The organism is Streptomyces altiplanensis, assembly GCF_053591575.1.
In genome coordinates this window covers 19,691-41,802 of sequence record NZ_JBSFUB010000018.1, presented here as the reverse complement: position 1 = coordinate 41,802, position 22,112 = coordinate 19,691, and the positions used below count along the sequence as shown (strand labels likewise).

Annotated in this window: 21 protein-coding genes and 4 pseudogenes; 15 read left to right on the top strand and 10 right to left on the bottom strand. The window is 69.6% G+C overall.

Features of this window, described 5'->3' with window-relative positions:
• The first annotated feature begins 549 nt into the window (after positions 1-549).
• Both ACWD0Y_RS11675 and ACWD0Y_RS11670 read left to right on the top strand, forming a co-directional pair.
• Complete coding sequence (locus ACWD0Y_RS11675) at positions 550-1,155, top strand: hypothetical protein (RefSeq protein WP_450260178.1); 606 nt, start codon at positions 550-552, stop codon at positions 1,153-1,155.
• A 297-nt stretch (positions 1,156-1,452) separates the two neighbouring features.
• Positions 1,453-1,584 (top strand): annotated as a pseudogene (locus ACWD0Y_RS11670) (transposase); the annotation flags it as partial.
• A gap of 249 nt (positions 1,585-1,833) precedes the next feature.
• On the opposite strand, the gene ACWD0Y_RS11665 reads toward ACWD0Y_RS11670, so the two are convergent.
• Positions 1,834-2,772 (bottom strand): adenosine kinase, encoded by a 939-nt coding sequence (locus ACWD0Y_RS11665; RefSeq protein ID WP_450260177.1) that lies wholly within the window; start codon positions 2,770-2,772, stop codon positions 1,834-1,836.
• 311 nt (positions 2,773-3,083) lie between these two features.
• On the opposite strand from ACWD0Y_RS11665, the gene ACWD0Y_RS11660 reads away from it, so the two are divergent.
• The gene (locus ACWD0Y_RS11660) at positions 3,084-4,862 is read left to right on the top strand and encodes a carbohydrate-binding module family 20 domain-containing protein (protein ID WP_450260176.1); all 1,779 of its coding nucleotides are present in this window, start codon (positions 3,084-3,086) and stop codon (positions 4,860-4,862) included.
• 234 nt (positions 4,863-5,096) lie between these two features.
• Positions 5,097-5,708 (top strand): DinB family protein, encoded by a 612-nt coding sequence (locus tag ACWD0Y_RS11655; RefSeq protein WP_450260175.1) that lies wholly within the window; start codon positions 5,097-5,099, stop codon positions 5,706-5,708.
• A 25-nt stretch (positions 5,709-5,733) separates the two neighbouring features.
• Here the strand turns inward: ACWD0Y_RS11655 and ACWD0Y_RS11650 are convergent.
• Positions 5,734-5,919, bottom strand: a pseudogene (locus tag ACWD0Y_RS11650) (IS5/IS1182 family transposase); the annotation flags it as partial.
• Between the two features lie 26 nt (positions 5,920-5,945).
• A complete protein-coding gene (locus ACWD0Y_RS11645) occupies positions 5,946-6,530 on the bottom strand; it encodes a YdeI/OmpD-associated family protein (RefSeq protein WP_450260174.1) in 585 nt (194 codons plus the stop codon).
• 262 nt (positions 6,531-6,792) lie between these two features.
• Here ACWD0Y_RS11645 and ACWD0Y_RS11640 point away from each other — a divergent pair, with 262 nt between their 5' ends.
• The gene (locus tag ACWD0Y_RS11640) at positions 6,793-7,455 is read left to right on the top strand and encodes a hypothetical protein (protein ID WP_450260173.1); all 663 of its coding nucleotides are present in this window, start codon (positions 6,793-6,795) and stop codon (positions 7,453-7,455) included.
• A gap of 377 nt (positions 7,456-7,832) precedes the next feature.
• Here ACWD0Y_RS11640 and ACWD0Y_RS11635 read toward each other — a convergent pair whose 3' ends face one another.
• Both ACWD0Y_RS11635 and ACWD0Y_RS11630 read right to left on the bottom strand, forming a co-directional pair.
• The gene (locus tag ACWD0Y_RS11635; protein ID WP_450260229.1) at positions 7,833-8,354 is read right to left on the bottom strand and encodes a DUF1707 SHOCT-like domain-containing protein; all 522 of its coding nucleotides are present in this window, start codon (positions 8,352-8,354) and stop codon (positions 7,833-7,835) included.
• Positions 8,355-8,787: 433 nt separating this feature from the next.
• Positions 8,788-9,723 (bottom strand): helix-turn-helix domain-containing protein, encoded by a 936-nt coding sequence (locus ACWD0Y_RS11630; RefSeq protein WP_450260172.1) that lies wholly within the window; start codon positions 9,721-9,723, stop codon positions 8,788-8,790.
• A gap of 127 nt (positions 9,724-9,850) precedes the next feature.
• On the opposite strand from ACWD0Y_RS11630, the gene ACWD0Y_RS11625 reads away from it, so the two are divergent.
• The 3 genes from ACWD0Y_RS11625 to ACWD0Y_RS11615 all read left to right on the top strand — a co-directional run bounded on the left by ACWD0Y_RS11625 (position 9,851) and on the right by ACWD0Y_RS11615 (position 13,098).
• Positions 9,851-10,894, top strand: a complete 1,044-nt coding sequence (locus ACWD0Y_RS11625) for a saccharopine dehydrogenase family protein (RefSeq protein WP_450260171.1) — start codon at positions 9,851-9,853, stop codon at positions 10,892-10,894.
• 670 nt (positions 10,895-11,564) lie between these two features.
• Positions 11,565-12,293: an SDR family oxidoreductase gene (locus ACWD0Y_RS11620; protein ID WP_450260170.1), complete on the top strand. Its 729-nt coding sequence runs from the start codon at positions 11,565-11,567 to the stop codon at positions 12,291-12,293.
• Positions 12,294-12,534: 241 nt separating this feature from the next.
• Positions 12,535-13,098, top strand: coding sequence for a transposase (locus ACWD0Y_RS11615; protein WP_450260169.1), 564 nt, complete (start codon positions 12,535-12,537; stop codon positions 13,096-13,098).
• Between the two features lie 69 nt (positions 13,099-13,167).
• Here the strand turns inward: ACWD0Y_RS11615 and thpR are convergent, their stop codons facing one another.
• On the bottom strand, positions 13,168-13,752 hold the full coding sequence (gene thpR, locus ACWD0Y_RS11610) for an RNA 2',3'-cyclic phosphodiesterase (RefSeq protein WP_450260228.1): 585 nt from the start codon (positions 13,750-13,752) through the stop codon (positions 13,168-13,170).
• A gap of 274 nt (positions 13,753-14,026) precedes the next feature.
• On the opposite strand from thpR, the gene ACWD0Y_RS11605 reads away from it, so the two are divergent.
• Positions 14,027-14,491, top strand: coding sequence for a hypothetical protein (locus ACWD0Y_RS11605; RefSeq protein ID WP_450260168.1), 465 nt, complete (start codon positions 14,027-14,029; stop codon positions 14,489-14,491).
• Between the two features lie 63 nt (positions 14,492-14,554).
• Here ACWD0Y_RS11605 and ACWD0Y_RS11600 read toward each other — a convergent pair whose 3' ends face one another.
• A complete protein-coding gene (locus ACWD0Y_RS11600) occupies positions 14,555-14,938 on the bottom strand; it encodes a VOC family protein (protein ID WP_450260167.1) in 384 nt (127 codons plus the stop codon).
• A 200-nt stretch (positions 14,939-15,138) separates the two neighbouring features.
• Here ACWD0Y_RS11600 and ACWD0Y_RS11595 point away from each other — a divergent pair, with 200 nt between their 5' ends.
• Positions 15,139-15,948, top strand: a complete 810-nt coding sequence (locus tag ACWD0Y_RS11595; RefSeq protein ID WP_450260227.1) for a transposase family protein — start codon at positions 15,139-15,141, stop codon at positions 15,946-15,948.
• Position 15,949: 1 nt separating this feature from the next.
• Positions 15,950-16,129, top strand: a pseudogene (locus tag ACWD0Y_RS11590) (transposase); the annotation flags it as partial.
• 94 nt (positions 16,130-16,223) lie between these two features.
• Here the strand turns inward: ACWD0Y_RS11590 and ACWD0Y_RS11585 are convergent.
• Entirely contained in the window at positions 16,224-16,493 is a 270-nt protein-coding gene (locus ACWD0Y_RS11585; protein ID WP_450260236.1) for a hypothetical protein, read from the bottom strand.
• Positions 16,494-16,678: 185 nt separating this feature from the next.
• Here ACWD0Y_RS11585 and ACWD0Y_RS11580 point away from each other — a divergent pair, with 185 nt between their 5' ends.
• Positions 16,679-17,395, top strand: a complete 717-nt coding sequence (locus ACWD0Y_RS11580) for a transposase (RefSeq protein ID WP_450260166.1) — start codon at positions 16,679-16,681, stop codon at positions 17,393-17,395.
• Here ACWD0Y_RS11580 and ACWD0Y_RS11575 read toward each other — a convergent pair.
• A complete protein-coding gene (locus ACWD0Y_RS11575) occupies positions 17,283-18,242 on the bottom strand; it encodes an alpha/beta hydrolase family protein (protein ID WP_450260165.1) in 960 nt (319 codons plus the stop codon). The genes ACWD0Y_RS11580 and ACWD0Y_RS11575 overlap by 113 nt on opposite strands.
• Before the next feature lie 169 nt (positions 18,243-18,411).
• On the opposite strand from ACWD0Y_RS11575, the gene ACWD0Y_RS11570 reads away from it, so the two are divergent.
• Positions 18,412-19,008, top strand: coding sequence for a TetR/AcrR family transcriptional regulator (locus tag ACWD0Y_RS11570; protein WP_450260164.1), 597 nt, complete (start codon positions 18,412-18,414; stop codon positions 19,006-19,008).
• Between the two features lie 466 nt (positions 19,009-19,474).
• Here ACWD0Y_RS11570 and ACWD0Y_RS11565 read toward each other — a convergent pair whose 3' ends face one another.
• Positions 19,475-20,308, bottom strand: coding sequence for a PIG-L family deacetylase (locus tag ACWD0Y_RS11565; RefSeq protein ID WP_450260163.1), 834 nt, complete (start codon positions 20,306-20,308; stop codon positions 19,475-19,477).
• A gap of 272 nt (positions 20,309-20,580) precedes the next feature.
• On the opposite strand from ACWD0Y_RS11565, the pseudogene ACWD0Y_RS11560 reads away from it, so the two are divergent.
• A pseudogene (locus ACWD0Y_RS11560) lies at positions 20,581-20,667 on the top strand (IS5/IS1182 family transposase); the annotation flags it as partial.
• A 47-nt stretch (positions 20,668-20,714) separates the two neighbouring features.
• A complete protein-coding gene (locus ACWD0Y_RS11555) occupies positions 20,715-22,064 on the top strand; it encodes an endonuclease domain-containing protein (protein ID WP_450260162.1) in 1,350 nt (449 codons plus the stop codon).
• Positions 22,065-22,112: the final 48 nt, after the last annotated feature.

Here is a 22,112-nt window from a genome sequence, read left to right as displayed (position 1 = left end):
GAGGCTGCTCTATCGCGTCACGTCGCCTGGAGGAGATCGTCGTGTTGCCGATCGTGATTTTGATTCGAGCGTTCGAGGATCTCGAACAGCTGACGGCGGACGGCTCGCTCCGGGCAGCGTTGTGCGTTACAGGAGGTCTTTCCCTCGCCGGTCCTGCGAGCGGCGTATGCCGTCGTGGCGGGGCCCGGCCACATGCGGATGAGCGTGATGGTGTGCAGAGCGTGGTTCAGCTGCCGGCCGGGCCTTGGCCCAAGGCCCGGCCGGCAGCTGACTTCGTGCAGCGACCCTGGCCGCGACCCGAAGACACTGCCGAAGCTGTTCCCGGGACGGGAAGCCGAGCCCGGGAGCGACGGACATCGACCGGTCGAGCGGTGTGGGGTGTTGCCGTTCGGTGACATTCGTGACGTAGCTGTAGCAAGGGCGCAGGGCAACGAAAGGACCCCGTAACGGGTCGTACAAGCTGTAATGACCAGAAGCGTTCCGGCGGGCCGCCCAACTGGGTCCCGTCCTCCGCATCCGGTCGTCTCGACACCAACGCATGGGGGAATCATGAACGTTCGCACACGCGGTACCCGACTCGTGCTGGCCGCACTGGCCGCCGGGACCGCGGTCACCCTGGCCGCCGCCCCCGCGACGGCGGCCGGCTCTCCCCGGTTCCTGGAGCCGGCCGAGATGCCGCCCCACCCGACCTCGCCCTGGTACGCCGGCCCGGTCACCGCAGGACAGCCCGAGCACCCCCCGGTCTGCGTGGGAGAGGCGCTGCCGTCCATCTCCAGCCACCGCGAGTACTGGACCGAGTACGACACCAATGGGTCGCAGGTCACCGTGGTCGAGCGCGACGAGCAGCGGGCCGAGGCGTTCGCCGGCCTGCTGCGCCGGAAGATCGCCGACTGTGCCGAGCGGCTCATGGCGGAGAACCCCGACCTCACAGCGACCCAGAAGAACTACGGCAAGATCCGTGTCGAGGAGGGCGCCACCGTCCACGGTCTGCACACCGTGTCCGACTGGGGATCCTCCGACGTCAGCCTGTTCTCGGTGGGCCGGGACGGCAGGACTGTGACGTATGTCCGGTGGGCCCAGATGGGTACCTTCGCACACGCGCAGGTCGCGGACTTCAAGGCGACCACTGTTACGGCTGTCAACAAGCTGTACTGAGCCTTGCCCGGAGTCGCCCGTTTCGCGGAGGCGAAGCGGGCGGTCCCATCCGCCCACAGCCGTCGGTCAAGCACGGTGGCATGCCCCCGGTGTGCCGAGCTGTGGCAGGGAGCGCCGAGCCCGATCGCCGACGTGCCGCGTGATGGCCGGTCGGCGGTCCGGCGACGGGCTTCCAACCGCCCCTTCCGGTCCGCCCGTTCGGAACACCGCCCAGCGCACCGGCACACCTGCGCCTCGTACCGAGAGGGGAAGGCTGAGCAGGGGGTCCAGACGTGTTGTCCGGACAGGTCGGTGCCGCGTCCGCTGGTCTACGGCTACATCACCGGCGCCCGCTCCTCACGGGCGATCGAGCGCAAGTGCGCCGACGACATCGCGTTCCGGTTCCTCGCCGCCGACCAGGCACCGGACTTCCGCTCCGTCTCACGGTTTTGCCACCTGGCATGCTCGCCCGCCGCCCGGACAAGGACACGGCTGACGTACAGCTCACCCTCGCGTTCCTTCTCCGCGAGGGCCGCGTTCAGCTCGACCACCTTGGCGGGCCGGCCGCCGGGGTCGTGGCCGTAGTCGGCACCCGCCTCGACGAGGCACACGGAACGCCCGCCGTCCTCACTGAGCCGGGAGGCGAGGACGCAGCCGGCCAGCCTTTGCCCAGGACCACGATGTCGTACGAGCCGGTGGTCACCCGGCGTCCGTCGCGGCGGTCCGGGACCCGGTGATCGCGGCGGCCTCGGCGAGCAGCGCGGCGCGGTCGATGGCGTCGCTCCCGGTGGCCGGTACGGTGCAGGCGTAGGCTCCGGCGACGGCGCCGTAGAGAGCGCACCGCTCGGGCCTCTCGCCGGCGAGGCGGCCGAAGAGGAAGCCGGAGGCGTAGGCGTCGCCCGCGCCGTTGGAGTCCACGACCGGCTCGCGCGGGGTGACGGCGGGGACGTGGACGAGGTCACCGGCGGCGGTGAGCAGGTAGGAGCCTTCGGCTCCGGCGGTGGCGACGACGACCTCGGCCCTGCCCCGCTCCAGGATCCGGCGCATGGTCCGCTCGGTGTCCGTCAGCGCGGTGGTGGAGACGAAGACGACGTCGGCGCCGTAGGCGAAGGCCTCGTGGTACGGGTTTTCGCCGTCCCAGTTGTGCAGGTCCGTGGAGATGGTGAGGCCCGCCTCGCGCAGGAGGGGCAGGGCGAAGGCGCACGGGTAGGTGATGGAGACGTGCGCGTGGCGGCTGGCCACCGCCAGCTTGCGGACCAGGTCCTCGGGGAGCCGGTCGGAGTCATGGGAGCGGCTGTCGTCGTAGAGCGAGAGCCTGCGGCCGTCCGGGGCGACGAGGTTGACGGCGCGCTTCGTGCCGCCGGGCAGAGGCACTTCGGTGAAGCCGATACCCCGAGCGCGGTGGAAGGCGCGGACCAGGTCACCGGACGGGTCGTCGCCGATCATGTCGATGTGGTGTGTCCTCAGGCCCAGAGAGCTGAGGCCGAGCGCCACGAAGTCACCGGCCTGCCCCGCGCGGGTCTCGATGCCCGGTCGGATCATGTAGCTGTCGGCGTACGGGAGCGGGAGTTCGGGGACGTACACGATCGTGTCGACGCCCGCCCCTCCTAGGACGAGGACGTCGTATTCGCTGCTCATCGCTGTTCCTCCCAGGCGCGGGCGCTGACAACTACTGCGGATCACCCGCGAGTCAAGCAGCCGGCGATCTCGGTCGGCAAGATTGTGCAGAGCATTTCAGGAAGATCTTCCGAAGGGCCCTCCGTGGTGTGCGGCGAGCGTGCGGACGTGGGCGACACGGCTGAAGAGGTCGTGACGGAAGTCTTGACCCGGTGTGGTGGAAACCTTAACTTGCTGTCACTTGCTGAAAGTTACAGCAATATTTTGCGGGTGGATATGGGTCGTAACCTGCACGACTCATATCCACCCACCCCCCACCTTTGGAGTGCCGTATGAGCTCGATCGCACCTGCTCAAAAACGGACGACAGCAGCCCTGACGGGCGCCGCTCTGGTCCTCGGTCTGGCCACCGCCCTCGCCGCGCCCGCCCAGCCGGCGGCGGCGGCACCGACCGCCAACGGGAACAAGAAGGTCACCGCCGTCCTGTTCGAGTGGAACTTCGACTCGATCGCCCGGGAGTGCACGCGCTCCCTCGGGCCCAAGGGGTACGGCTACGTACAGGTCTCTCCGCCCCAGGAGCGCATCCAGGGCAGCGCGTGGTGGACCGCGTACCAGCCGGTCAGCTACAAGATCCAAGGGCCCCTCGGCGACCGCAACTCCTTCCGGAACATGGTGAACACCTGTCACGACGCGGGCGTGAAGGTCGTCGTCGACGCCGTTCTGAACCACATGACGTCCGGCTCGGGCACCGGGACCGCCGGCACGCGGTACAGCAAGTACAACTATCCGGGCACCTACTCGGACGGGGACTTCCACGGCTGCCGGCGCCCCATCGGCAGCAACTACACGGACCGCTACAACGTGCAGGAGTGCGAGCTCGGTGAGACCGGGCAGCCCTCGCTCTCCGACCTCAACACCAGCAGCGACCACGTCCGCGGCCGAATCGCCGGGTACCTCAACGACCTTCTGTCGCTGGGCGCCGACGGCTTCCGGATGGACGCCGTCAAGCACATGGCTGCGGCCGACCTCACCGCCATCCGCGACAAGCTCTCCGATCCGGGTGTCCACTGGATGCAGGAGGCCATCCACGGCGCGGGTGAGACGGTTTCACCCCACGAGTACCTGGCCACCGGCGACGTCCAGGAATTCCGTTACACCACCGACCTCAAGCGGGTCCTGAACAACGAAAAACTGTCCTACCTCAAGAACTTCGGCGAAGGCTGGGGCTACATGCCCTCCGGGCAGAGCGGTGCCATGGTCGCCAACCACGACACCGAGCGCAACGGCTCCAGCCTGAGCTACCGTGACGGCGCGAACTACACGCTCGCCAACGTCTTCATGCTCGCCCACCCCTACGGCACGCCGTCCGTCCACTCCGGGTACGAGTTCAGCAACCGGGACTCCGGTGCCCCCACCGGCAACAACGTCAACGCCTGTTACAACGACGGCTGGAGCTGCCAGCACGCCTGGCGGCAGATCGCCAACATGGTGGCGTTCCGCAACGCCTCGGAGGGCACCGGCATCACCAACTGGTGGGACAACGGCAACAACGCCATCGCCTTCGGTCGCGGCAGCAAAGCGTTCCTCGCCGTCAACCACGAGGGCGACTCCCTCACCCGGACCTTCCAGACCTCGCTCCCGGCCGGCACCTACTGCGACGTCCAGCACGGCGACCCGACCACGAACGGCGGCTGCACCGGCACCACCTACACCGTCGGATCCGACGGAAAGTTCACCGCCACGATCGCGGGCAACGAAGCCGTCGCCCTCCACGTCGGCGCGAGGGCCGAGGGCAAGCCCGGCGACGGGCAGCAGACCGAGGCCGGCGCCTCCTTCGCGGTCACCGCCACCACCGTCCCCGGCCAGAACATCCACGTCGTCGGCAGCACGGCCGCCCTCGGCACCTGGGCGCCGGCCGCAGCCCTCAAGCTCGACCCGGCCGCTTACCCGGTGTGGAAACTCGACGTGACGCTGCCCGCCGGCACGTCCTTCACGTACAAGTACATCCGCAAGGACGCCTCCGGCAACGTCACCTGGGAGAGCGGCGCCAACCGTACGGCGACCGTCCCCGCCGACGGCAAGATCAAACTGAACGACACCTGGCGCAGCTGACCCCTGCCGTGGTGTGGGCGGGCCCGGCCAACGCCGGCGCCCGCCCACGACGCAGTGCTGCCGCGCACACCTCTGGACAGCACCCGCCCGGGTATCCGGTCCACGCCCCGCATCGTCACCGGAACACCCCACGGCCCCCCGCGGAACCGGCCCATCACCGAACACGACCACGATGCCGACACCGGCCTCCGGACCGGCGGCCACCAAGCGCTTTCACCCCGAGAGGGTCCAGTCATGCCGGGATTCGCACCGCCCGTCGCCGATGAGCGCACGGCGCTGACCGCCTATCTTGCCCACCAGCGGCGCGCGCTGCGTGTCACCGCCTACGGTCTGTCCGACGAGCAGGCCCGCCGTGCGGCCTCCGCCGGCGAGCTGAACATCGGCGGGCTGATCAAGCACGCCGCACGGTGCGAACACTTCTGGACCGACCTCATCCTTCAACAGCAGTGTGGCGCGCGGCGGAAGCCGGACGAGTCGGACGCCGGCGAATTCCGGCTCGCCCCGGACGAGAGCCTGGCCGGGGCCCTGGCCGCGTACGACGAGGCGGCCGAGCGGACTGACGCGGTGATCGCCGGCATCCCGGATCTCGGGCAGGCCGTTCCGGTGCCGCAAGGACTTCCATGGTTTCCCGAAGAGGCTGGGGAATGGTCGGTCCGCTGGGTCCTGCTCCACCTGATCGAGGAGACGGCACGGCACGGAGGTCACGCCGACGTCATCCGCGAGAGCATCGACGGCGCAACCCTCTACCCGCTGCTCGCCGCGGCCGAGGCGTGGCGCGACCCGTGGTTCCAGCCGTGGGAACCCGCCTCTCCGGGCATCGGCCGACAGCAAGGGCCGGTTGATTGAGCATTTCCAGCGGTGACTCTTCAGGGTGAGGACGGTGCTTTCCCGAGTGGTCGCCGCGTGCGTCACCGACCCGGTCGCATTCCGCGAGAGCGCCGTCGACCAGCACGTACTCCGCTCGCGCCTTCACCTCGCGCGGAGCCCGGGGCAGCCCCGGCGCCTTCTTGGCGAGCAGCATCACGACGGAGCGGACGTAGGCGTGCGCCGTGCCGACGCCGGTCCAGGAGTTCCGCGGGACGGTCACCCTTCGCCCACCTGCCGCCCCTCCGTCAGGTCTCGTACCGCCCGCTCCAGCCGTGTCTGCCGAGTCTCCGGCGTCGTGGCCTGGAGCAGCGGGAGCATCACGAGGTAGCGAGTGGTCCGGTCGAGCGCGTCGAAGGCCGCACGCGCCGCCGGGGCCGCGGCGAGCGCCGCAGCAAGGTCGTCCGGGACGACAGCTGTCGCCTGCGATGCGTACGCGCGGTCCCAGCGGCCGTCCTCCTGGGCCCGTTGGACCTCGGCGAGGCCGGGCTCTCGCATCCGGCCTGCCGCCGCCAGCGTCGCGACCTTCTCGACATTCACCCGCGACCACAGGCTCCTCGGTCGCCGTGGTCCGTACTTCTGCAGGTAGTGCCGGTCGTCCAAGCCCCGGCGCTGCCCGGAGATCCAGCCCCAGCACAGTCCCACGTCGACCAGTTCGTCATCCGTGACCGACGCGATCCCTGACGCCTTCTTCGCAACCTTGACCCACACGCCCTCGCGGCGGGTGTGGTGCTCGGCCAGCCAGTCCTCGAAGGCCGCCGCATCCGGGAACGCGACGACTTCCACCCCGTTGAACTTCTCCATGCGGGCCAGGCTAGTACTGCAACGGCGTCTGGGCCTGTCTGGCAAATGATCCTGGCGGGGCTCGCGGAGCCAGAGGATGAGTGAGGCGAGGTGGAGCCCGGCGCTGTCGCGGGCGACGAGTTCTGAGCGAATCCGGCCCCGTGCACGGGGGCACGTGTTTCCTCGCGGCACGGGACACCCGTCGGCTGCCGAAGTCGATCGCCCATGTGGGTAAGTACGCGTACTCAAGCGGGGCGAGCGGTGGTGGCCGGAGACTCTGCGTATGACACAAGTCCGTGCCTCCATCAGCGCATTCGTCCATCACCGGCGCGGCCTCGCGGCTGCCGCTCTCGCCTCTCTGGCGCTCACCGGCTGCGGAAGCGAGCTGAAGGGCAGTGGCCCACAGGGTGAGCCGGCCAGGAACGTCGCCTCCAAGGCGGGACCCGCACAGCCGTCCCCCGAGCAGGAGGCGTTCGCGGCGATGCTGGACACGTACGCGCAGGCATGTCCTCCGTCCGGCGGGGCCCCGCCGGCACCGCCCGGAAAGTCGACCACTCCCGAGCCGGTGCGGAGCCTCGCCCCCGGGGAAACGCCCCCGACCGACCCGATCGAGCCCGGCCCCCTCACAGGGGCTGCGGCAGAGCTGGACCGCCACGACTGGTGCACGAGCGGCCACCACGAACAGCGCATCATCGAAGCGCTGCAGAAGGTCGTGGAGCCCACCCCCGCCAAGGTCCGGAAGACCCTGAACAGCCTCGGTTACATCGACGAACGCATTCATGGCCTCAAGCAGGACGGCAAGACCACGCGCTTCTACCTCGACCTGCGCGAGAACGGCGGCCAGCTGTGCGAGGCGGGTCTGGCGGCGGAGGAGACCACGGAAGTCACCCCGTGCGTAGCCTCCGCCACCGGACCGTTCACCGTCAAGACGGAAGAGCGACCGTAACGATGGTCCGTTCCGCGGGTGACGACGTTGCGGTGAGTGGCCACGCCCACCGCCACGCCAGGTACCGCTCGCAGGACCGCCAGGGCCTCCTCGTCGCGGGCGCGCCCCGGTACGTGCCGTAGGCACGCCACCAGGGCGCCCTCGTGGTCCTCGACGTCGAAGATATCCGGGGTGGAGAACGGCAGGGGATGCCGGGCGATGTCCGCGTATACCCGGCGGGTGAGCTCGAAATCGGCCGGCGGCCGGCCGATCCGCACCTTGGCGACCCGGCCCTGGCCCGGCCTGTAGACGACGCCCTCGACACCGGCGCCGAGCCGGCCTCAACTGGGCGTCCTCGCCCAGCGCTTCGCCCGCACCTCGAGAGAGCGTGCCGGAAGTCAGCAGGCAGGCTTCCGAAACACGCCCTGGTCCTGCACCGGGTTCCTGTGCAGCTTGCGCCGTTTCCGGCGGTTGGGGTGGCGGGTGACTACTCCTCCCGCGTCGCCGGACCCAGTGAGCCGGATCAGCGGAGTTACCGGGAGCCGGTCGGGAGTGCTCTGGTCCGTCAGACCGCCGCCGGGATCCATGCCGCCGGTGTCCGCAGCCCAGCCGTCGGGGATGACGATCGTGACACCAGATGTCTCTCCGCACGCCTCCACTGCGACCTCCGTGAGGCGGCACTCGACCCGGGTGAAGTCGACCTTCACGCCCCCCACGCCTCCGTGAGCGATCACGTGTCCGGGAACCTCCCAGCGCCCGGGGCCTCGAGACGCGCCAAACATACCGCCCTCGAGCACCAGCGGCAGCTGGCTCGCAGAGGGATTCAACCTCGGCAAGTCGGTGGTCAGGACCGCCAACTCCGCGTGGGTCCTGGAGTTCAGCGCCTGCTCCAGACGCGAATCCAGCTCATCGAGATCGATTCACCCCTCGGCTGCCGCATCGGGCAACTGCTCCACCACTGCTTTCCGGCCGTCATGAGAGGCACGAAGCTCTCCTGAGGGAACAGGGCGTGGAGAAGGCTCCGGAGGATGGTCGGTCATGGCCGCAAGGGTATGCAGCCTGCGGACTGAGTGGACTGGATCTGCACACCGCAAACACTGCTTGGCCGGGCTCTGGGACGAAACACCCGATGGCCCGAAGCGGCGGCAGAGCACCAGCCGCATTCGCGCTGTCCTCGCATCCGAGCCGTTGTCTCAGGAAGACCCACTGCTCGGTCCTCAGCCGGACAACCGGGCCTTACCGGGCACAGGACCTGAGCCGGAACCTGAGGTGGGGCAGCGTTTGTTCAGCCCTTCGGGCAGCGCTGTGCCTTGGTGCCGTTCGATTGGCCGCCGGTTCCTTGGAACTGTTCCTTCAGGGGCGGAAGGTGCGGCGGTAGGTGTCGGGCGGGACGCCGACGGTGCGCTGGAAGTGGCGTCGCAGGGTGGTGGCGGTGCCCATTCCGGCGGCCTCGGCGACGGTGTCGACGGTGGCGTCGGTGGTCTCCAGCAACTCCTGGGCGCGGCGGATGCGTTGGGTGTGGAGCCACTGCAGGGGCGTGGTGCCGGTGAGGTGCTTGAAGTGGCGTGCCAGGTGACGTGAGCTCAGGCCGGCCCGGCGGGCGAGGTCCTCGACGGTGAGGGGCTGGTCGAGGCGTTGGAGGACCCAGGGGAAGAGCTCGCCGAGGGGGTGGTTGCCCGGCTCGGGGACGGGGGTGGCGATGAACTGGGCCTGGCCGCCGTCGCGGTGCGGGGGGACGACCAGGCGGCGAGCGATTTTGTTGGCGTTGGCCGAGCCGTGGTCGAGGCGGACCAGGTGCAGGCACAGGTCCATGGCGGCGGCCTTGCCCGCCGAGGTGAGGACGTCGCCGTTGTCGACGTAGAGGACGTCCGGATCGATGGTGGCGGCCGGGTGCCGCCGGGCCAGCTCCCCGGTGTGGGCCCAGTGCGTGGTGGCGCGCCTCCCGTCGAGCAGGCCGGCGGCACCCAGGACGAAGGCGCCGGTGCACAGTGAGGCCACCCGGGCGCCTGCCGCGTGGGCCGCGCGCACCGCGTCGACCAGTTCCGCCGGAGGTTCGCGGTCGGTGTCGGCCCAGCCGGGCACGAGCACGGTGTCTGCCTGCGGGAGGTGGTCGAGTCCGTGGTCGGGCTCCAGGCGGAAGCGGTCGATGCGCACCGGGCCGGGCCCGCAGAGGGCGAAGTCGTACCAGGGGGCCACGACATGAGTCAGGTCGGCTCCGAAAATCTCGAGGGCCACGGACAGTTCGTAGTGGAGCATGCCGTCGGTGACGGCCAGCGCGATGCGATGCATGTCCGAAAGTGTATGTGGCGTGTCGTTTCCGACGATGGTGCGGGCCCCGCCGCAGGGACAGGATGGGGGTGTCAGGCCGCCGGTGATCGACATCGCAGCGGACAATCGAGTACACAGGAGCAGTCTCATGGAGTCAGGCCGACTGGTGGCGGTGTTCGGCGCGTACGGTCACACCGGACAGTTCGTGGTCGCGGAACTCGCCGCGCGCGGGTTCGTTCCGGTGCTGTCCGGACGCAACGCGCAGGCGCTGGGCGAACTGGCCGACGAACACGGGCTGGAGGCCCGGGTGGCGTCGGTCGACGACCCGGCCTCGCTGGATCGGGCCCTGGCCGGTGCGGTGGCGGTCATCAACTGTGCCGGCCCGTTCGCTTCGACCACCGGCCCGGTGATCGAAGCCGCGCTCCGGGCCAGGATTCCGTACCTGGACGTGGCCGCCGAGATCGAGGCCAACCTTGACACCTTCGCGCACTTCCGCGAGCGGGCCCGGGACGCGGGAGCGGTGATCGTCCCGGCCATGGCTTTCTTCGGCGGCCTCGGCGACCTGCTGGCCACCGCGGCGATGGGAGATTGGACCTCGGCCGACGAGGCCCACATCGCCTACGCGCTCAGCAACTGGCACCCCACCGCCGGCACCCGGCTGTCGGGCGCGGTCTCCCGCGAGCGGCGCGGCAACTTCCGCCTGCGCTACCGCGGCGGACAGTGGGAGCACCGCACCGATGCCGCGCCCACCGCGGAGTGGACCTTCCCGGAGCCGGTGGGACGCCGGCCCGTGGTCGCGGAGTTCACCATGGCGGACGTGGTGACCGTCCCCCAGCACCTGCCCATTCCCGACGTGACCACCTACATGGACGCCGGGGCGGCCCGCGACGTCGCCGCTCCTGACACCCCCGCCCCGACCGCCGCCGACGAGAGCGGACGCTCCGACCAGACCTTCCTCGTCGACGTCGTCGTCCGCTCAGGTGGCGCCGAACGCCGGGCCACAGCCGCCGGCCAGGACATCTACGCCATCACCGCGCCCCTCGTCGTCGAAGCCCTCGACCGCGTCCTCACCGGCCGCACCAGGGCCGTGGGCGTCACCTCTGCCGGCGAGATCTTCGACGCCCCCGACTTCCTGCGGGCGCTCGCCCCCCGTATCGCGTTCGACCTGCACTCCCAGGAGCAGACCGCCTGACCCGAGTCGTCCGCCCAGCCGTCGGGCGCGCGCCCTTGGCGAACCGTGACGACACGCACATCGACGACCTCGTTCGATGCCCTCACCGTCACGAGCGCTGTCCGAAGTGCTGAAGAAACGCTGCCAGAACCCGGACCCCTTCGGACAGGTCAGTGCCCTGGAGACCCTCGCAGAGGTGGTCGACGGAGCACTGCTGGGGCTCGGGGAGGGCGTTTGCCGGGTGCAGCGCAAGCAGTACCGCCCCTACCAGCGATCCCGTCGGCCTCGATCGTCCCGGCCGGATGGCCGACGACACGAGCCGACCCCTCCAGTACGTCGGACGACGGATTGATCCCGACGGTGCCTTCGGACCCGGCTGCGCATGAACCCGCAGGCCGCCGCAGGTGATGCGGACGGCCCCGGGATCCCGGACGCGGAACCGGCGGCCGGGCCCGGTCCTTGTGGTCCTCGGTGAGCAACTGCGCGGCGAAGTCGATGACCGCGCGGGCGATGTCCTGATCCAGGAGGCCCTGGTCCAGGAGGCCGAATTTGAAAACGGCCAGGTGATGCTCATGCCTGCCCCGACGTGCTCAGTGGAGCTCCCCACTCGTGCTCGGACCGATGCGTTCAGCGCGTTGGGCCGCACGGCTATGCTCACGGTGATCAACATGAGGCAGAGGGAGGTGTGTGCGTGGATCTCACGGGGAGCACGGTGGTAGTTACCGGGGCCGGGCGCGGGTTCGGGCGAGCGGTGGCCCTGCTGGCAGGCCGGCTGGGTGCACGCGTGTTCGTGTCCGCGCGTTCTCTTACTGCGGCACAGAAGGTGGCCGATGAGGTGGCGGCCGACAGCGGTGCGAGAGTCGACGCGTTCGCCTGCGATCTGGCCGACCCGCCCTCCATACGGGCCTTCACGGAGGGGGTCGCCGCCCACGCCGACCGGGTGGATGTGCTGATCAACAATGGTGCCCGCTACCTGGAGGGCCCCGATCTGTGGGACGCCGACGACGACGCGATCACCGACACCATCGCCTCCGGAGCCACCGGCACACTGCTGACGGTCAAACACTTCCTGCCGCTGCTGCGCGCCTCTGTCGGTGCGGACGTGGTCAACATGGTCTCCTCCGCCGCGGAAGCCCGGGACCACCGTTCCCCTGCACACCCCGCGTTCTACGCGGCCAAGGCTGCCCAGGCCGGCTTCGCCGACATCCTCTCCCACCGGCTCCGGCCCGAGGGCGTCCGTGTCATCTCGCTCTATCCGCCGGACTTCACGGACGGCGACCCGCTCCACTCCACCTGGGACCACGCTTCTCGGACCGCAGGCGACCCGCTGACCGCCCAATCCGTGCTCGACTGCGTCCTCTTCGCGATCGGCCAGCCGCGAGATTGTTTCATCCGTTCCTTCCACTTCGAGCAGATGTAGGCGCCCGCCCAGACCGTCCGAGGAGAGCGGCCGGCCGCGAAGAGGTCCGCGCAGTACGACGAACACGCGGTCGTGGTCGACCGCAGGACGCTCCTGGTCAAGGTAGTCGCCGACCGCGGCGAAGAATTGTGCGGAGACCGGTATCGGCCGCCGGTGCCCGCCCTTGCCCTCGCTGATGAAGACCCGACGCTCGCCCTGCGACAGGACGCCCAGCCGCAGGCCGAACAGCTCACAGCGGCGCATGCAGTTCCCGCTCGGCCTGTCGGGCCGCCAGGCAGCCGAGGCGGCCCGCTGCCGCATCGACTTCAAGTACGCACTGTCCATGGAGCCGGACGATCCCGGCTTCCACCACAGCTCCCTGGCCGAGTTCCGCGAGCGCCTCACCAGCGACGACGGCGCCGACCGGCTTCTCGACCTCGCGCTCGCCCGCCTGAAGGAAGTCGGACTCGTCCTCTGCTGCTTGTTCTTCACGCCGATTGGCGGGCCTGGGCCTGCGGTACTGGGTTTCGGTGTACCGCCTGGTTGGGGGGGCCTTGCCGTGGGGGCGGCAAGATCCTCGGCGGACCCGTGCAGGGATGAGACGTCCTTGGCGTGCGGGCCGCTCCCGGGGGCTGCGAAGGTCCTCGGCGAGGGGCCGGGCCAGGCGGAGCTGGGTGTGGGCGGCGATGACCAGCCAGGTCCAGCGGTCGCCGCGGAAGCACTCGAACGCGGCGATGACCGCGCCGTGGGAATCGTCCTTCCGACACCGGTCGCGAAGACCACCGTTGCCTGGGGCCGGGGAAGTCACGGTGCACCAGCGCCCTGATGCGTGCGCTCAAGCCCGCCCGTATCCCCACGGCGCGGCCTTCATCCTTGCCCCGCCCGCAAGGACGGTTCATCTCGCGCTGCTGAAGGACCAGGCCTCGATGTCGCGGTAGTGGATCGGTCCGGGGCCGCGGCCGAAGTTGCTGCCGACCAGGTGCAGACGCTCGGCCTGCCACGTGCGGCCGGTGAACCCGGAAAGCCCCGCGGCGGCCTGTACCGCGCTGGAAGCATCGCCGCGGCGCGAACGGGCGAGCGTCAGGTGGGGGTTCAGCGGCCGGTCCGTGAAGGTGACACCATGGTCCCTGACCAGCGCCCGCACCTCCCCGGCGAGCAGCCGCAGTCCTTCGAGGTCCCCGCCGATCCCGCTCCACAGCACACGCTCGTCGAAGTGCCCGCCGCCGCACAAGGCCAGGTGCAGGGGGTGGCGCCTCGCTGCGAATTCCGCGAGCGGCGGCCGCAGGAGCGAAACGGCCGACCTCGGCAGCTCACCGAGGAACGCCAGGGTAATGTGCCAGTCCTCGATACGGTTCCACCGTATGCGCGGGTAGGCGTCATAGGCGGGCCGCAGCGCCTGCGCCAGCTCCTCCTTGGCGTCGTCGGGCGGAGCAAGGGCTATGAAGACGCGGACGGTCGCGGCCTGGATCTGTTCGTTCACGAAGGACTTCGTACACCATCGCCACCAGCCACCAGCCACCAGCCACCAGCCACCAGCCACCAGCCACCAGCCACCAGCCACCAGCCACCAGCCACCAGCCACCAGCCACCGCGGCCGGCGGTCCGGGACCGCGAAGCCGGGCTCGCTGACGTGCTGCGTGCCGATCTGTTCCCTCACCTGACGCTGCTGCCGGGCGCGAGCAGGAATTCACCGTCAGCATGAGCAGCGAAGCGCCCTGCTCGCCGAGTCGGGTCAGGGCGCAGTGGCGGTACGCGTGCGGATCTCAGCCCGTGCCCGGTCTGCCTGGCGGGGCACTGCCCTGCTGGCCCTCCAGCCGGCCGGGGAAACCGCCGGCGGCGCCCGGGCCGTGGTCGACGACGGTCTCTATGAACGCTTCGGCCGGCCCGACGTCGTTCTGGGCCAGCACGTCGCGCCGCTACTTGCGGGGTTCCTCGGGCTGCAGCCCGGCCCGGCCTTCGCCGCCCCGGACTCCCTGACCGTCGTACTTCACGGGCACCCGCGCCACCGGGAAATCCGCCGCACCCTTCCGGACAAGGCCGACCAGGCCCGCAACCGCAAGAAGCTCGGCTCCCGCGGCGGCCGTCCGCCGCACTTCGACCCGGTCGACCACCGCGAGCGCCACGCGGTCGAGTGCGGCGTCAACCGCCTCAAAGGCGCCGCGTCGTGGCCACAAGGTACGACAAGCTCGCGGTCCGCTACGAGGCGACCGTCCTCGTAGCGGCCATCAACGAGTGGCTGCGACCAGTGGTCATACGAAACCGGCCGGGACGGCGTGTGGGCGTCAGGACCCCATCGTGGCTCGGTCGGACTCGCTGCGAAGAACGCAGAATTCGTTGCCTTCGGGGTCAGCAAGGACTGCCCAGCCAGAGCCATCGGGATTCCGGTGATCGGTGACAAAGGTGGCACCGAGGCCGAGCAGCCGCTCCACCTCCTGCTCACGCGAGGTCTCAGGACGCACACACAGATGGATCCGGTTCTTGGTCTTCTTGGACTCGGGCACCTGGTTGAAGTACAGCACCGGGCCCTCCGCCAGCAGCACCTGAGTCTCCCGGTCACCCGGTCTGTCCTCCGGATGCAGTGGACGGCCAGTCACTCTGCTCCAGAAACGGGCCAGCTCGTAAGCATCCGCACAGTCAATCGCCACGTTCTGCAATACCGAAACCATGTGCGCGAGCTTTCCTCACTTCCGCTCCAGACGCCACCGAGCTGCGCTCAGCCTTCGCGCACACAGCTCAGGCGGCATGGCTGGACAAGCACGGTGTGTTGCCGGACGAGATCGCCCTCGACTTCGATCACGCATTCCGCACGGCCCAGCGCCTCGTGGAGGAGGGGTTCCTCAGTCGTGAAGCACTGCCTGAGCTGCGGATGGTCGATTCGGTCTTCGACGGGATGACCCGCGACGGGGCCCCTGACCGGTGGACGAGCGCGGCGCTGATCAGTGACGCGGGGTGGAGTCGTACCCGCGGGCTGGCACAGCGGGTTCTCGCCCGGGAAGGCGTGGACGTCCCGGTGTTGTCGGACATCTGTGTTGTCCGCCAGCTCAGGCGCTTGGCTTCATCGAGCAGCAGCGGCTCTGGTTCACTTCTTGGGCTCTGTCGCGGATTCGGGGGTGGATCCGACCGCGGGCAGGTGGGCCTCACCTGTGTGATGGATGTGGAAAGCGTCGCTGACGTACTTCTGCCGGGTGTCGGGGTGGAGGTCGAGAGGGCGGCCCTCGGAGAGTCCGAGGTTCGGCCTGTTGTACGGTCCCTCGCGGTCTCGACTGCCTGCCCGGGGTGCGGGCGGGAATCCTCCCGAGTGCACTGCTCCTACCAGCGGTCTCTCGCGGACCGCCCTGTCGCTGGCCGACGGGTGCTGCTCGATCTGCGGGCACGTCGTCTCGTGCGCAGCGACGACGGGTGCGCCCGCAGGACGTTCGCCGAGCAGGCCCCGACCCTGACCCGCCGATACGCACGCCGCACGAACGCCCTCCCCACTCAGCTCACCGACATCGCCCTGTTCCTGGGCGGACGTCCAGGAACGCGCCTGTCCGGACGTATGGCCGTCCACGAGCAAGAACTCCTTACCCCGTCTCATTCGTGCGCTGCCCGACCCACCGTCACGGCCCGTTCCGTGACGGGGAGTCGACGAGTTCGCCATACGCCGCGGTCACGCCTACGCGACGATCCTCATTGACATGAACTCCCACCGTCCCGTCGACGTCCTCGTGGGCCGCACCGCGGACACCTTCGCCGCCTGGCTGCGCGATCACCCCGAGGTGCGGATCACCTGCCGCGACCGCGCCGGCTCTTTCCGTGACGGCGCCTGCGCAGGCGCCCCGCAGGCCCGGCAGGTGGCCGACGCCTGGCACTTGCTGCACCATCTGGCCGAAGCTGTGGAACGCATCGTCGGCCGACACCGAGCCGACCTGCGCGAACCTCTCACGGCCCCGTCCGACCAGGACGACGCGTTCACGCCCCGGACATCACCTTCGACACCCCGGGTGAAATGGACATCCATGGGCGCATACGTCCCCTGGTCCGGTCGCCCGCACCCGCGAACGTCACCCACAGATCCACGAACGCATCCAGCGTGGCGGCAGCCTGCGGGCCATCGCCCGTGAACCCCACCTCAGCCGCGGCACCGTTGTCCGATTCGCTCGTGCCGCCGAGGTTGAAGAACTTCTCGCCGCAGCAGCCCACCGCCCCAGCACGATCGACGACTACCGGCTCTATCTGCACCGTCGTTGGACGGAAGGCTGCACCAACGCTGCGGCGCCGACTCGGGAGATCCAGCAGTTGGGCTACCGCGGCAACGTCAACTCTGTCCGCCGCCACCGCGGCCCTACCGCACCGGGGCGATCTCCACGGACTCCACGGACGCCCCGCTACCGCATCTGACCGTCCGACGCGTCACCAACTGGATCATGCGACAACCCGAGCAGCTCACCGACACCGAGCGCAAGTGTCTCGACGAACTGTGTGAACGCGGTCCCGCGCTGGCCACGACAACCCCGTACGCGCGTCGCCAGGCCACGATGGCGCGCGAACGCCGCAACGAGCGCCTGACCTTCGACGTCTGGCTCGCCGCCGTCCGCCTCGACGGCCAACGAGAACTCCGTACCCTGGCCGGCGGCATACGGTGCGACCGGGCTGCCGTTCTCGCGGCCCTGACCACCACCCTCACCTCCGGAGCGGTCGGGGGCAACGTCACCAGAATCAAACTGCTGAAGAGACAGATGTACGGCCGGGCCGACTTCGGTCTCCTGCGACGCCGCATCCTCCTCTCGCGTGATCCAACGGACGGCTGCGGTTCGGACCGTGCAGCAGTCCGAGCAGTCCGAGCAGTCCGAGCAGTCCGAGCAGTCCGAGCAGCACCGCGGCGGCCTGTCGGGGCGGAGGGCCCGGTTGCCGCGGCACTTCACACGGGGCGGTTGGTTGCCCGGATGCCGTCGTCGAGGACCAGTCCGCTGACTGAGCCCATGTGCCCGACGGCGCGGGCCGTTCGACGGGGGATGTGGCCGCAGGGACTTACTTTGATTCGACTTGTCCTACGGGGTGGGGGCCGGTTGTCAGTGCCCCGCAGGCCAACTGCCAGGCGTTGTCGCCGGGGTGGAGCTGGGTGTGGAGGTAGGCCGCGGTGAGCCGGGCGAGGGCGGCGACTCGCTCGGGGTTCTCGTCGGTGGTCTCGGCGGCGTCGTATCCGGCGATCCCGCCGAGTCCGTGTTCCGCGTCGAACAGGGTGAGCAGGGTCTTCGGGCCGGGGGAGAGGGTGTAGGGGTCGGCGTGCCAGTCCGGCCCCATGTCGGTGAAGTGCCGGGAGTCGTCCTTGTCGCCGGCGACAACCAGCGCGGGTGCGGTCATGGTGGAGAAGTCGACGGCGCCGATGATCGGCCACTGCTCGGCCATGGGCCCGTTGAGGACGTCGCCGCCCCTGCCGGGTGCGGCGAGCAGTACACCGGCCTTGATCCGGGGCTCGACGAGGTGCACCACGTTCCCGGTGTCGGGGTCGGTGAGCCCGGCGCCCAGCAGGAGGGTGGCGGTGAAACCGCCGAGCGAGTGTCCCGCGAGGGCGACCTTGGTGGGATCGATCCGCCCGGCGAGCTGCGGCACGGCGTTCTCGATCACGTCGAGCCGGTCGAGGATGTGGGTCATGTCCTCGGCGCGGGAACGCCAGAAGTCGGGGGCGCCGGGGGCGTCTGTGACCAGGTGGGTCAGTGTCCTGGAGGTGAGGTGGGTGGGCTGGACGACGACGAATCCGTGTGCCGCCCAGAAGTCGGCGAGCGGCGCGTAGCCGTTGAGCGAGGAGAGGTTGTTCGAGGGGCCGTGGCCGTGGGAGAGGAGGATGACGGGGAGGCTGGTTCCGGTCGCGGGGGCGGAGACGCGCACCTGGAGATCCACGGGACGTCCGGGCACGGACAGGACTACGGGGCTGAAGGACAGGACCGGGACGGCCGCGCCCAAGGCGTCGGCGGTGGTGGATGTGCTCACGGTGTGGATTCCCTTTCGGTGGCGCCTGCCGCCCGCCGGTCTCCTGCAGTCGGCGGGCGGGCAAGGCGGTCAGGGGCGTCCCGTTTCGGCTAGGCTGAAGCGGAACGCTGCTCCATTTAGTATCCGGAACATCGCTCCGCTTTGTCAATCGGTGTCGAAGGAGAACGTGATGGCCGCCGAGGGTCCTGCAGGGGATTCGCCGTCCCGAAGCAAGCGGGCCGACGCTCAGCGCAACCGGGAGACGGTGCTCACTGCCGCAGCCGAGGTGTTCGTCACCTCCGGCGTCGACGCGCCGATCCGCCAGATCGCGGCCCGGGCGGGTGTCGGGATGGGCACGATCTACCGCCACTTCCCGACCCGGGCGGATCTCGTCACCGCCGTGTACCGGCACCAGATCGAGGCATGCGCCGAGGCCGGCCCGAACCTGCTGGCCAGTGCCGGCTCCCCACTCGACGCGCTGCGTGAGTGGATCGACCTCTTCGTCGACTTCCTCGTCACCAAGCACGGCCTCGCCGACGCCCTGCAGTCCGACAACGACCGCTTCGCCGCGCTGCACGCCTACTTCCTCGACCGCCTGCTGCCCGTCTGCGCCCAACTGCTCGACGCCGCGGTCGAGGCCGACGAAATCAGGCCCGGCACACAGCCCTACGAGCTGATGCGCGGCATCGGCAACCTCTGCGTCGGGCGCGACAACGACCCCCGCTACGACCCCCGACGCCTGATCGCCCTCCTCCTCCAAGGGCTTCGGCAACCACACGCGTCCTGATGCCGACGAGCGGCATCGCGCCCCGGTCCCTCCGCGCTTCCGCCCGCTGAGCGGCCCCCTCAACAGCCGGAGACGCAGACAGGCAACAGCGCCCCTCAACCGGTGCTGTCACTTCTCCTGAACATCCAACGCGACACCGTCGGAACGCTGCTCAACGCAGCAACCGGTCGTACGGCACAAAGGCTGAGGGCCTCCACCCACGGGTGGAGGCCCTCAACGTCTCACCCCGGTCGCATAGCGTAAGGCAGAGGCTGAACCGGGGAATCTGTCACCCCCGATGCATCTCGGGGATGCGGATACAACCGGTGGCCCAACGCGTGGACCCGCTGATTTCCCACCCCGGCTCGCGCCGAAACGTGAGCGTCTCGGCCGCCTCCGCCGAAGCCATCGCCCTCAAGCCTCCGGGGGTGTGACCCGCTCGATCGTGCCGTGCGGTCGATGAGATCTCCCCGGCCGGCCGGGCGGATCAACGCAGTCCGGCGAAGAGATCGTTCTCGGGCACGGCCGCGCCGGTGGCGTCTTGGACACGTACGAAGGTCTCCATGCCCATCAGCTCCCCGAACCTCTCCTTGCCCATCTTGAGGAAGAAGATGTTCTCGCCCTGACTGGCGTGCGCGGCCAGTGCGTCGAACTTCTGACCGCTGAACGCGGTGGTGTCCACCCACGTGGTGATCTCATCGTCGGGGAGGCCGATCTCGGCCATCGCCGCGGCCTCGGCAGGATCCGGCTCCGGCATGTCCTCATGGAACTCGCGCATGATCTCGCCGAACCGCTGCATCATCGAGCGGGGCATCGTGGTCCAGTACACCTTCGGTGTCAGCGCGGTCATCTCCAGCGCCGCCATCGTGATGCGGTGGGCCTGGATGTGGTCGGGGTGGCCGTAGAAGCCGTTCTCGTCGTAGGTGACGACCACATCAGGTCGGTAGCGCCGCATGAGTTCCGCGAGTCGGGCCGCTCCTTCCTGCACGGGGGTCTGCCAGAAGGATCCGGGGGCGTCATTGCTCGGCCAGCCCATCATCCCGGAGTCGGCATAGTCCAGCATTTCCAGATCGCTGACCTTCAGGACGTCACAGCTCGCCTCAAGCTCTTGGCGGCGCATCAAGGCGACGGCCGCCGGATCGTGCCCTGGGTCGCCCGGCTTGACGCCCCCCGGTCCGTCACCGCAGCCGCCGTCGGTACACGTCACGAGAACCGTGCGGATGCCTTCCGCCGCATACTGCGCGAGGACCCCTCCGGTTCCGGTGGCCTCGTCGTCGGGGTGGGCGTGTACTGCCATGAGCGTCAAGGGCCGGTCAGTCATGAAACAGTCCTCCTGCAGAAATACGTCTTGGTCCGAGTGCGCGGCGGGCGTACCGCGATCCTGGGGACCGGATCCTGGTGGGGCGGACGACCTTGTGGTCTCCGTGTTCCCCGCCCGTGCGACGCCGGTCCCTCGGTCGATGCAACCGCGCCGGCCGGGCCGGCTGTTCCCGGCGCTTGGCCTTCCAGGCGTCGGCGTTTCCACGCGAACGAGATACAGGCGCGACTTGCATGTCTCAGTGAACCGCCCCGGGTCAAGGCCCGACCTGGTGACTCCTGCGCAAGCTGCGATGCAGCACCACCCGCATCACCGACCTGGTCAAAGCCGTCCTGAGCCTCCACCTCGCACCATCAGCATGAGGTTGGAAAAGCCTCAGCATGTCGGTGCTGGCCGTTAGTCTGTCGGTATGCCTGAGCGTGTCACCCCGGGTCGCGCGGGCGGCCTGATCACTCTGGGCGCCGCGGATGCTCTGTGGGCCGACTTGACGACCGAGAGCGCTGTGCCGACGGCTTCTGGGCCGTTCACCTGCCTTCCGGCCCCTGGCCGGGTGGGGTACGTCTTGCTCGGCGGTCGCGTGGTGGCGACGGTGAGGGCAAGCGGCGGCCAGTGGGGCGTTTCGGAGATCGAGGTGCGCCGGGCGGCAGCGGAACTGAACGCGGTCGAGATGGATGGCCAGGACCTGGTCCGCATCGGTCCATTCCGTGACGTGCCGCAGCAGGGGTACGGCGAGAACACGCCGTTGCGATGGCGCCGGCGCATCGCCCGGGAACTGCAGGAGCCGGGCGGCCTTGAGCGGGCGGCACGACGTGAGAGCGGCCGGCTGCACCATGTGGCGGGGGTCGACTGGCGGCGGCTGCTCGTGGAGCAGAGCCGTGGCCGGACGGAGCGGACGTGGTGGCTGCCGCGCGCCGTGGTCAGGCTGCTGGATGTGGCCGAGCACACCGAAACGCAGTGGCTGCAAGCCGCCCGGGCCGGCCAGGCAAGCGCAGCCGTCACCGAGCTGCCCTCCCGCCCTTGGCAGGCCCCAGCCACCGACAGCCGGCATGCGAGTCCCGACGGCCCCTCCACCCCCCTGCGTCTGTACAACGGGGAACTGAAAGGCCAGCTGTACTCGGTACTCAGCAGGAAACCCGGGATCTCCCGCAAGGTGGCTGGATGGATTTGTGCCGTCTGCCGCACCGCACCGGCCGCCGTACTCGATCACTGCCACGAACACGGCTACGTCCGCGCCCCCGTCTGCCACTCCTGCAACACACAAGAACGACCCGACCACCTGTACAGCAATGACATCCGCGTGGCCAACCACTACACACGCCTTTTCAGCACCCACACCGCCGACTGGCTCCGCCACTGGCACCGCTGCCCCGGCTGCCGCACCCGCACCACCCTGCCACTGCCACACCTCGCCGCATGGGCCGCCCACATAGCCTGCCGGTCACTGCGCCCCACCCACCGCGACCCTCGCGGCTCCGGCGGGCGCAAACCCTGCGGTGTGCTGCGCGTGTCCTGGACGGGAAGCCAGAACGCGCCCCGTTCCTGCCTGCTCACTGTCGCCGTCGACTTCTGTCCCTCCGGCGAGCACCGTGTCCTGGCGCAAGTCCCCTACCGTGAAGCCGCCGAGCGGTTTGGCGCCTGGCTGGCCGAGACCGCCCCCGCAGTGGCCGCCGCGGCTGGCCCCGACCGCCTGGACGGCCTCCCCGCCCAGCCCCGGCCAGTCATCGCGGACACCGGCGGTGAGGGCCTGGCGCTGTTCTGAGCGAACAGCGGAAGACCCGACACCAACATCGACCCGCACCCGTCCGAC

Coding starts and splice junctions, on each gene's coding strand:
- ACWD0Y_RS11675 (WP_450260178.1), top strand. CDS start 550: ATGAACGTTCGCACACGCGGTACCCGACTCGTGCTGGCCGCACTGGCC.
- ACWD0Y_RS11665 (WP_450260177.1), bottom strand. CDS start 2,772: ATGAGCAGCGAATACGACGTCCTCGTCCTAGGAGGGGCGGGCGTCGAC.
- ACWD0Y_RS11660 (WP_450260176.1), top strand. CDS start 3,084: ATGAGCTCGATCGCACCTGCTCAAAAACGGACGACAGCAGCCCTGACG.
- ACWD0Y_RS11655 (WP_450260175.1), top strand. CDS start 5,097: ATGCCGGGATTCGCACCGCCCGTCGCCGATGAGCGCACGGCGCTGACC.
- ACWD0Y_RS11645 (WP_450260174.1), bottom strand. CDS start 6,530: ATGGAGAAGTTCAACGGGGTGGAAGTCGTCGCGTTCCCGGATGCGGCG.
- ACWD0Y_RS11640 (WP_450260173.1), top strand. CDS start 6,793: ATGACACAAGTCCGTGCCTCCATCAGCGCATTCGTCCATCACCGGCGC.
- ACWD0Y_RS11630 (WP_450260172.1), bottom strand. CDS start 9,723: ATGCATCGCATCGCGCTGGCCGTCACCGACGGCATGCTCCACTACGAA.
- ACWD0Y_RS11625 (WP_450260171.1), top strand. CDS start 9,851: ATGGAGTCAGGCCGACTGGTGGCGGTGTTCGGCGCGTACGGTCACACC.
- ACWD0Y_RS11615 (WP_450260169.1), top strand. CDS start 12,535: ATGCAGTTCCCGCTCGGCCTGTCGGGCCGCCAGGCAGCCGAGGCGGCC.
- ACWD0Y_RS11600 (WP_450260167.1), bottom strand. CDS start 14,938: ATGGTTTCGGTATTGCAGAACGTGGCGATTGACTGTGCGGATGCTTAC.
- ACWD0Y_RS11595 (WP_450260227.1), top strand. CDS start 15,139: ATGGTCGATTCGGTCTTCGACGGGATGACCCGCGACGGGGCCCCTGAC.
- ACWD0Y_RS11580 (WP_450260166.1), top strand. CDS start 16,679: ATGCGACAACCCGAGCAGCTCACCGACACCGAGCGCAAGTGTCTCGAC.
- ACWD0Y_RS11570 (WP_450260164.1), top strand. CDS start 18,412: ATGGCCGCCGAGGGTCCTGCAGGGGATTCGCCGTCCCGAAGCAAGCGG.
- ACWD0Y_RS11565 (WP_450260163.1), bottom strand. CDS start 20,308: ATGACTGACCGGCCCTTGACGCTCATGGCAGTACACGCCCACCCCGAC.
- ACWD0Y_RS11555 (WP_450260162.1), top strand. CDS start 20,715: ATGCCTGAGCGTGTCACCCCGGGTCGCGCGGGCGGCCTGATCACTCTG.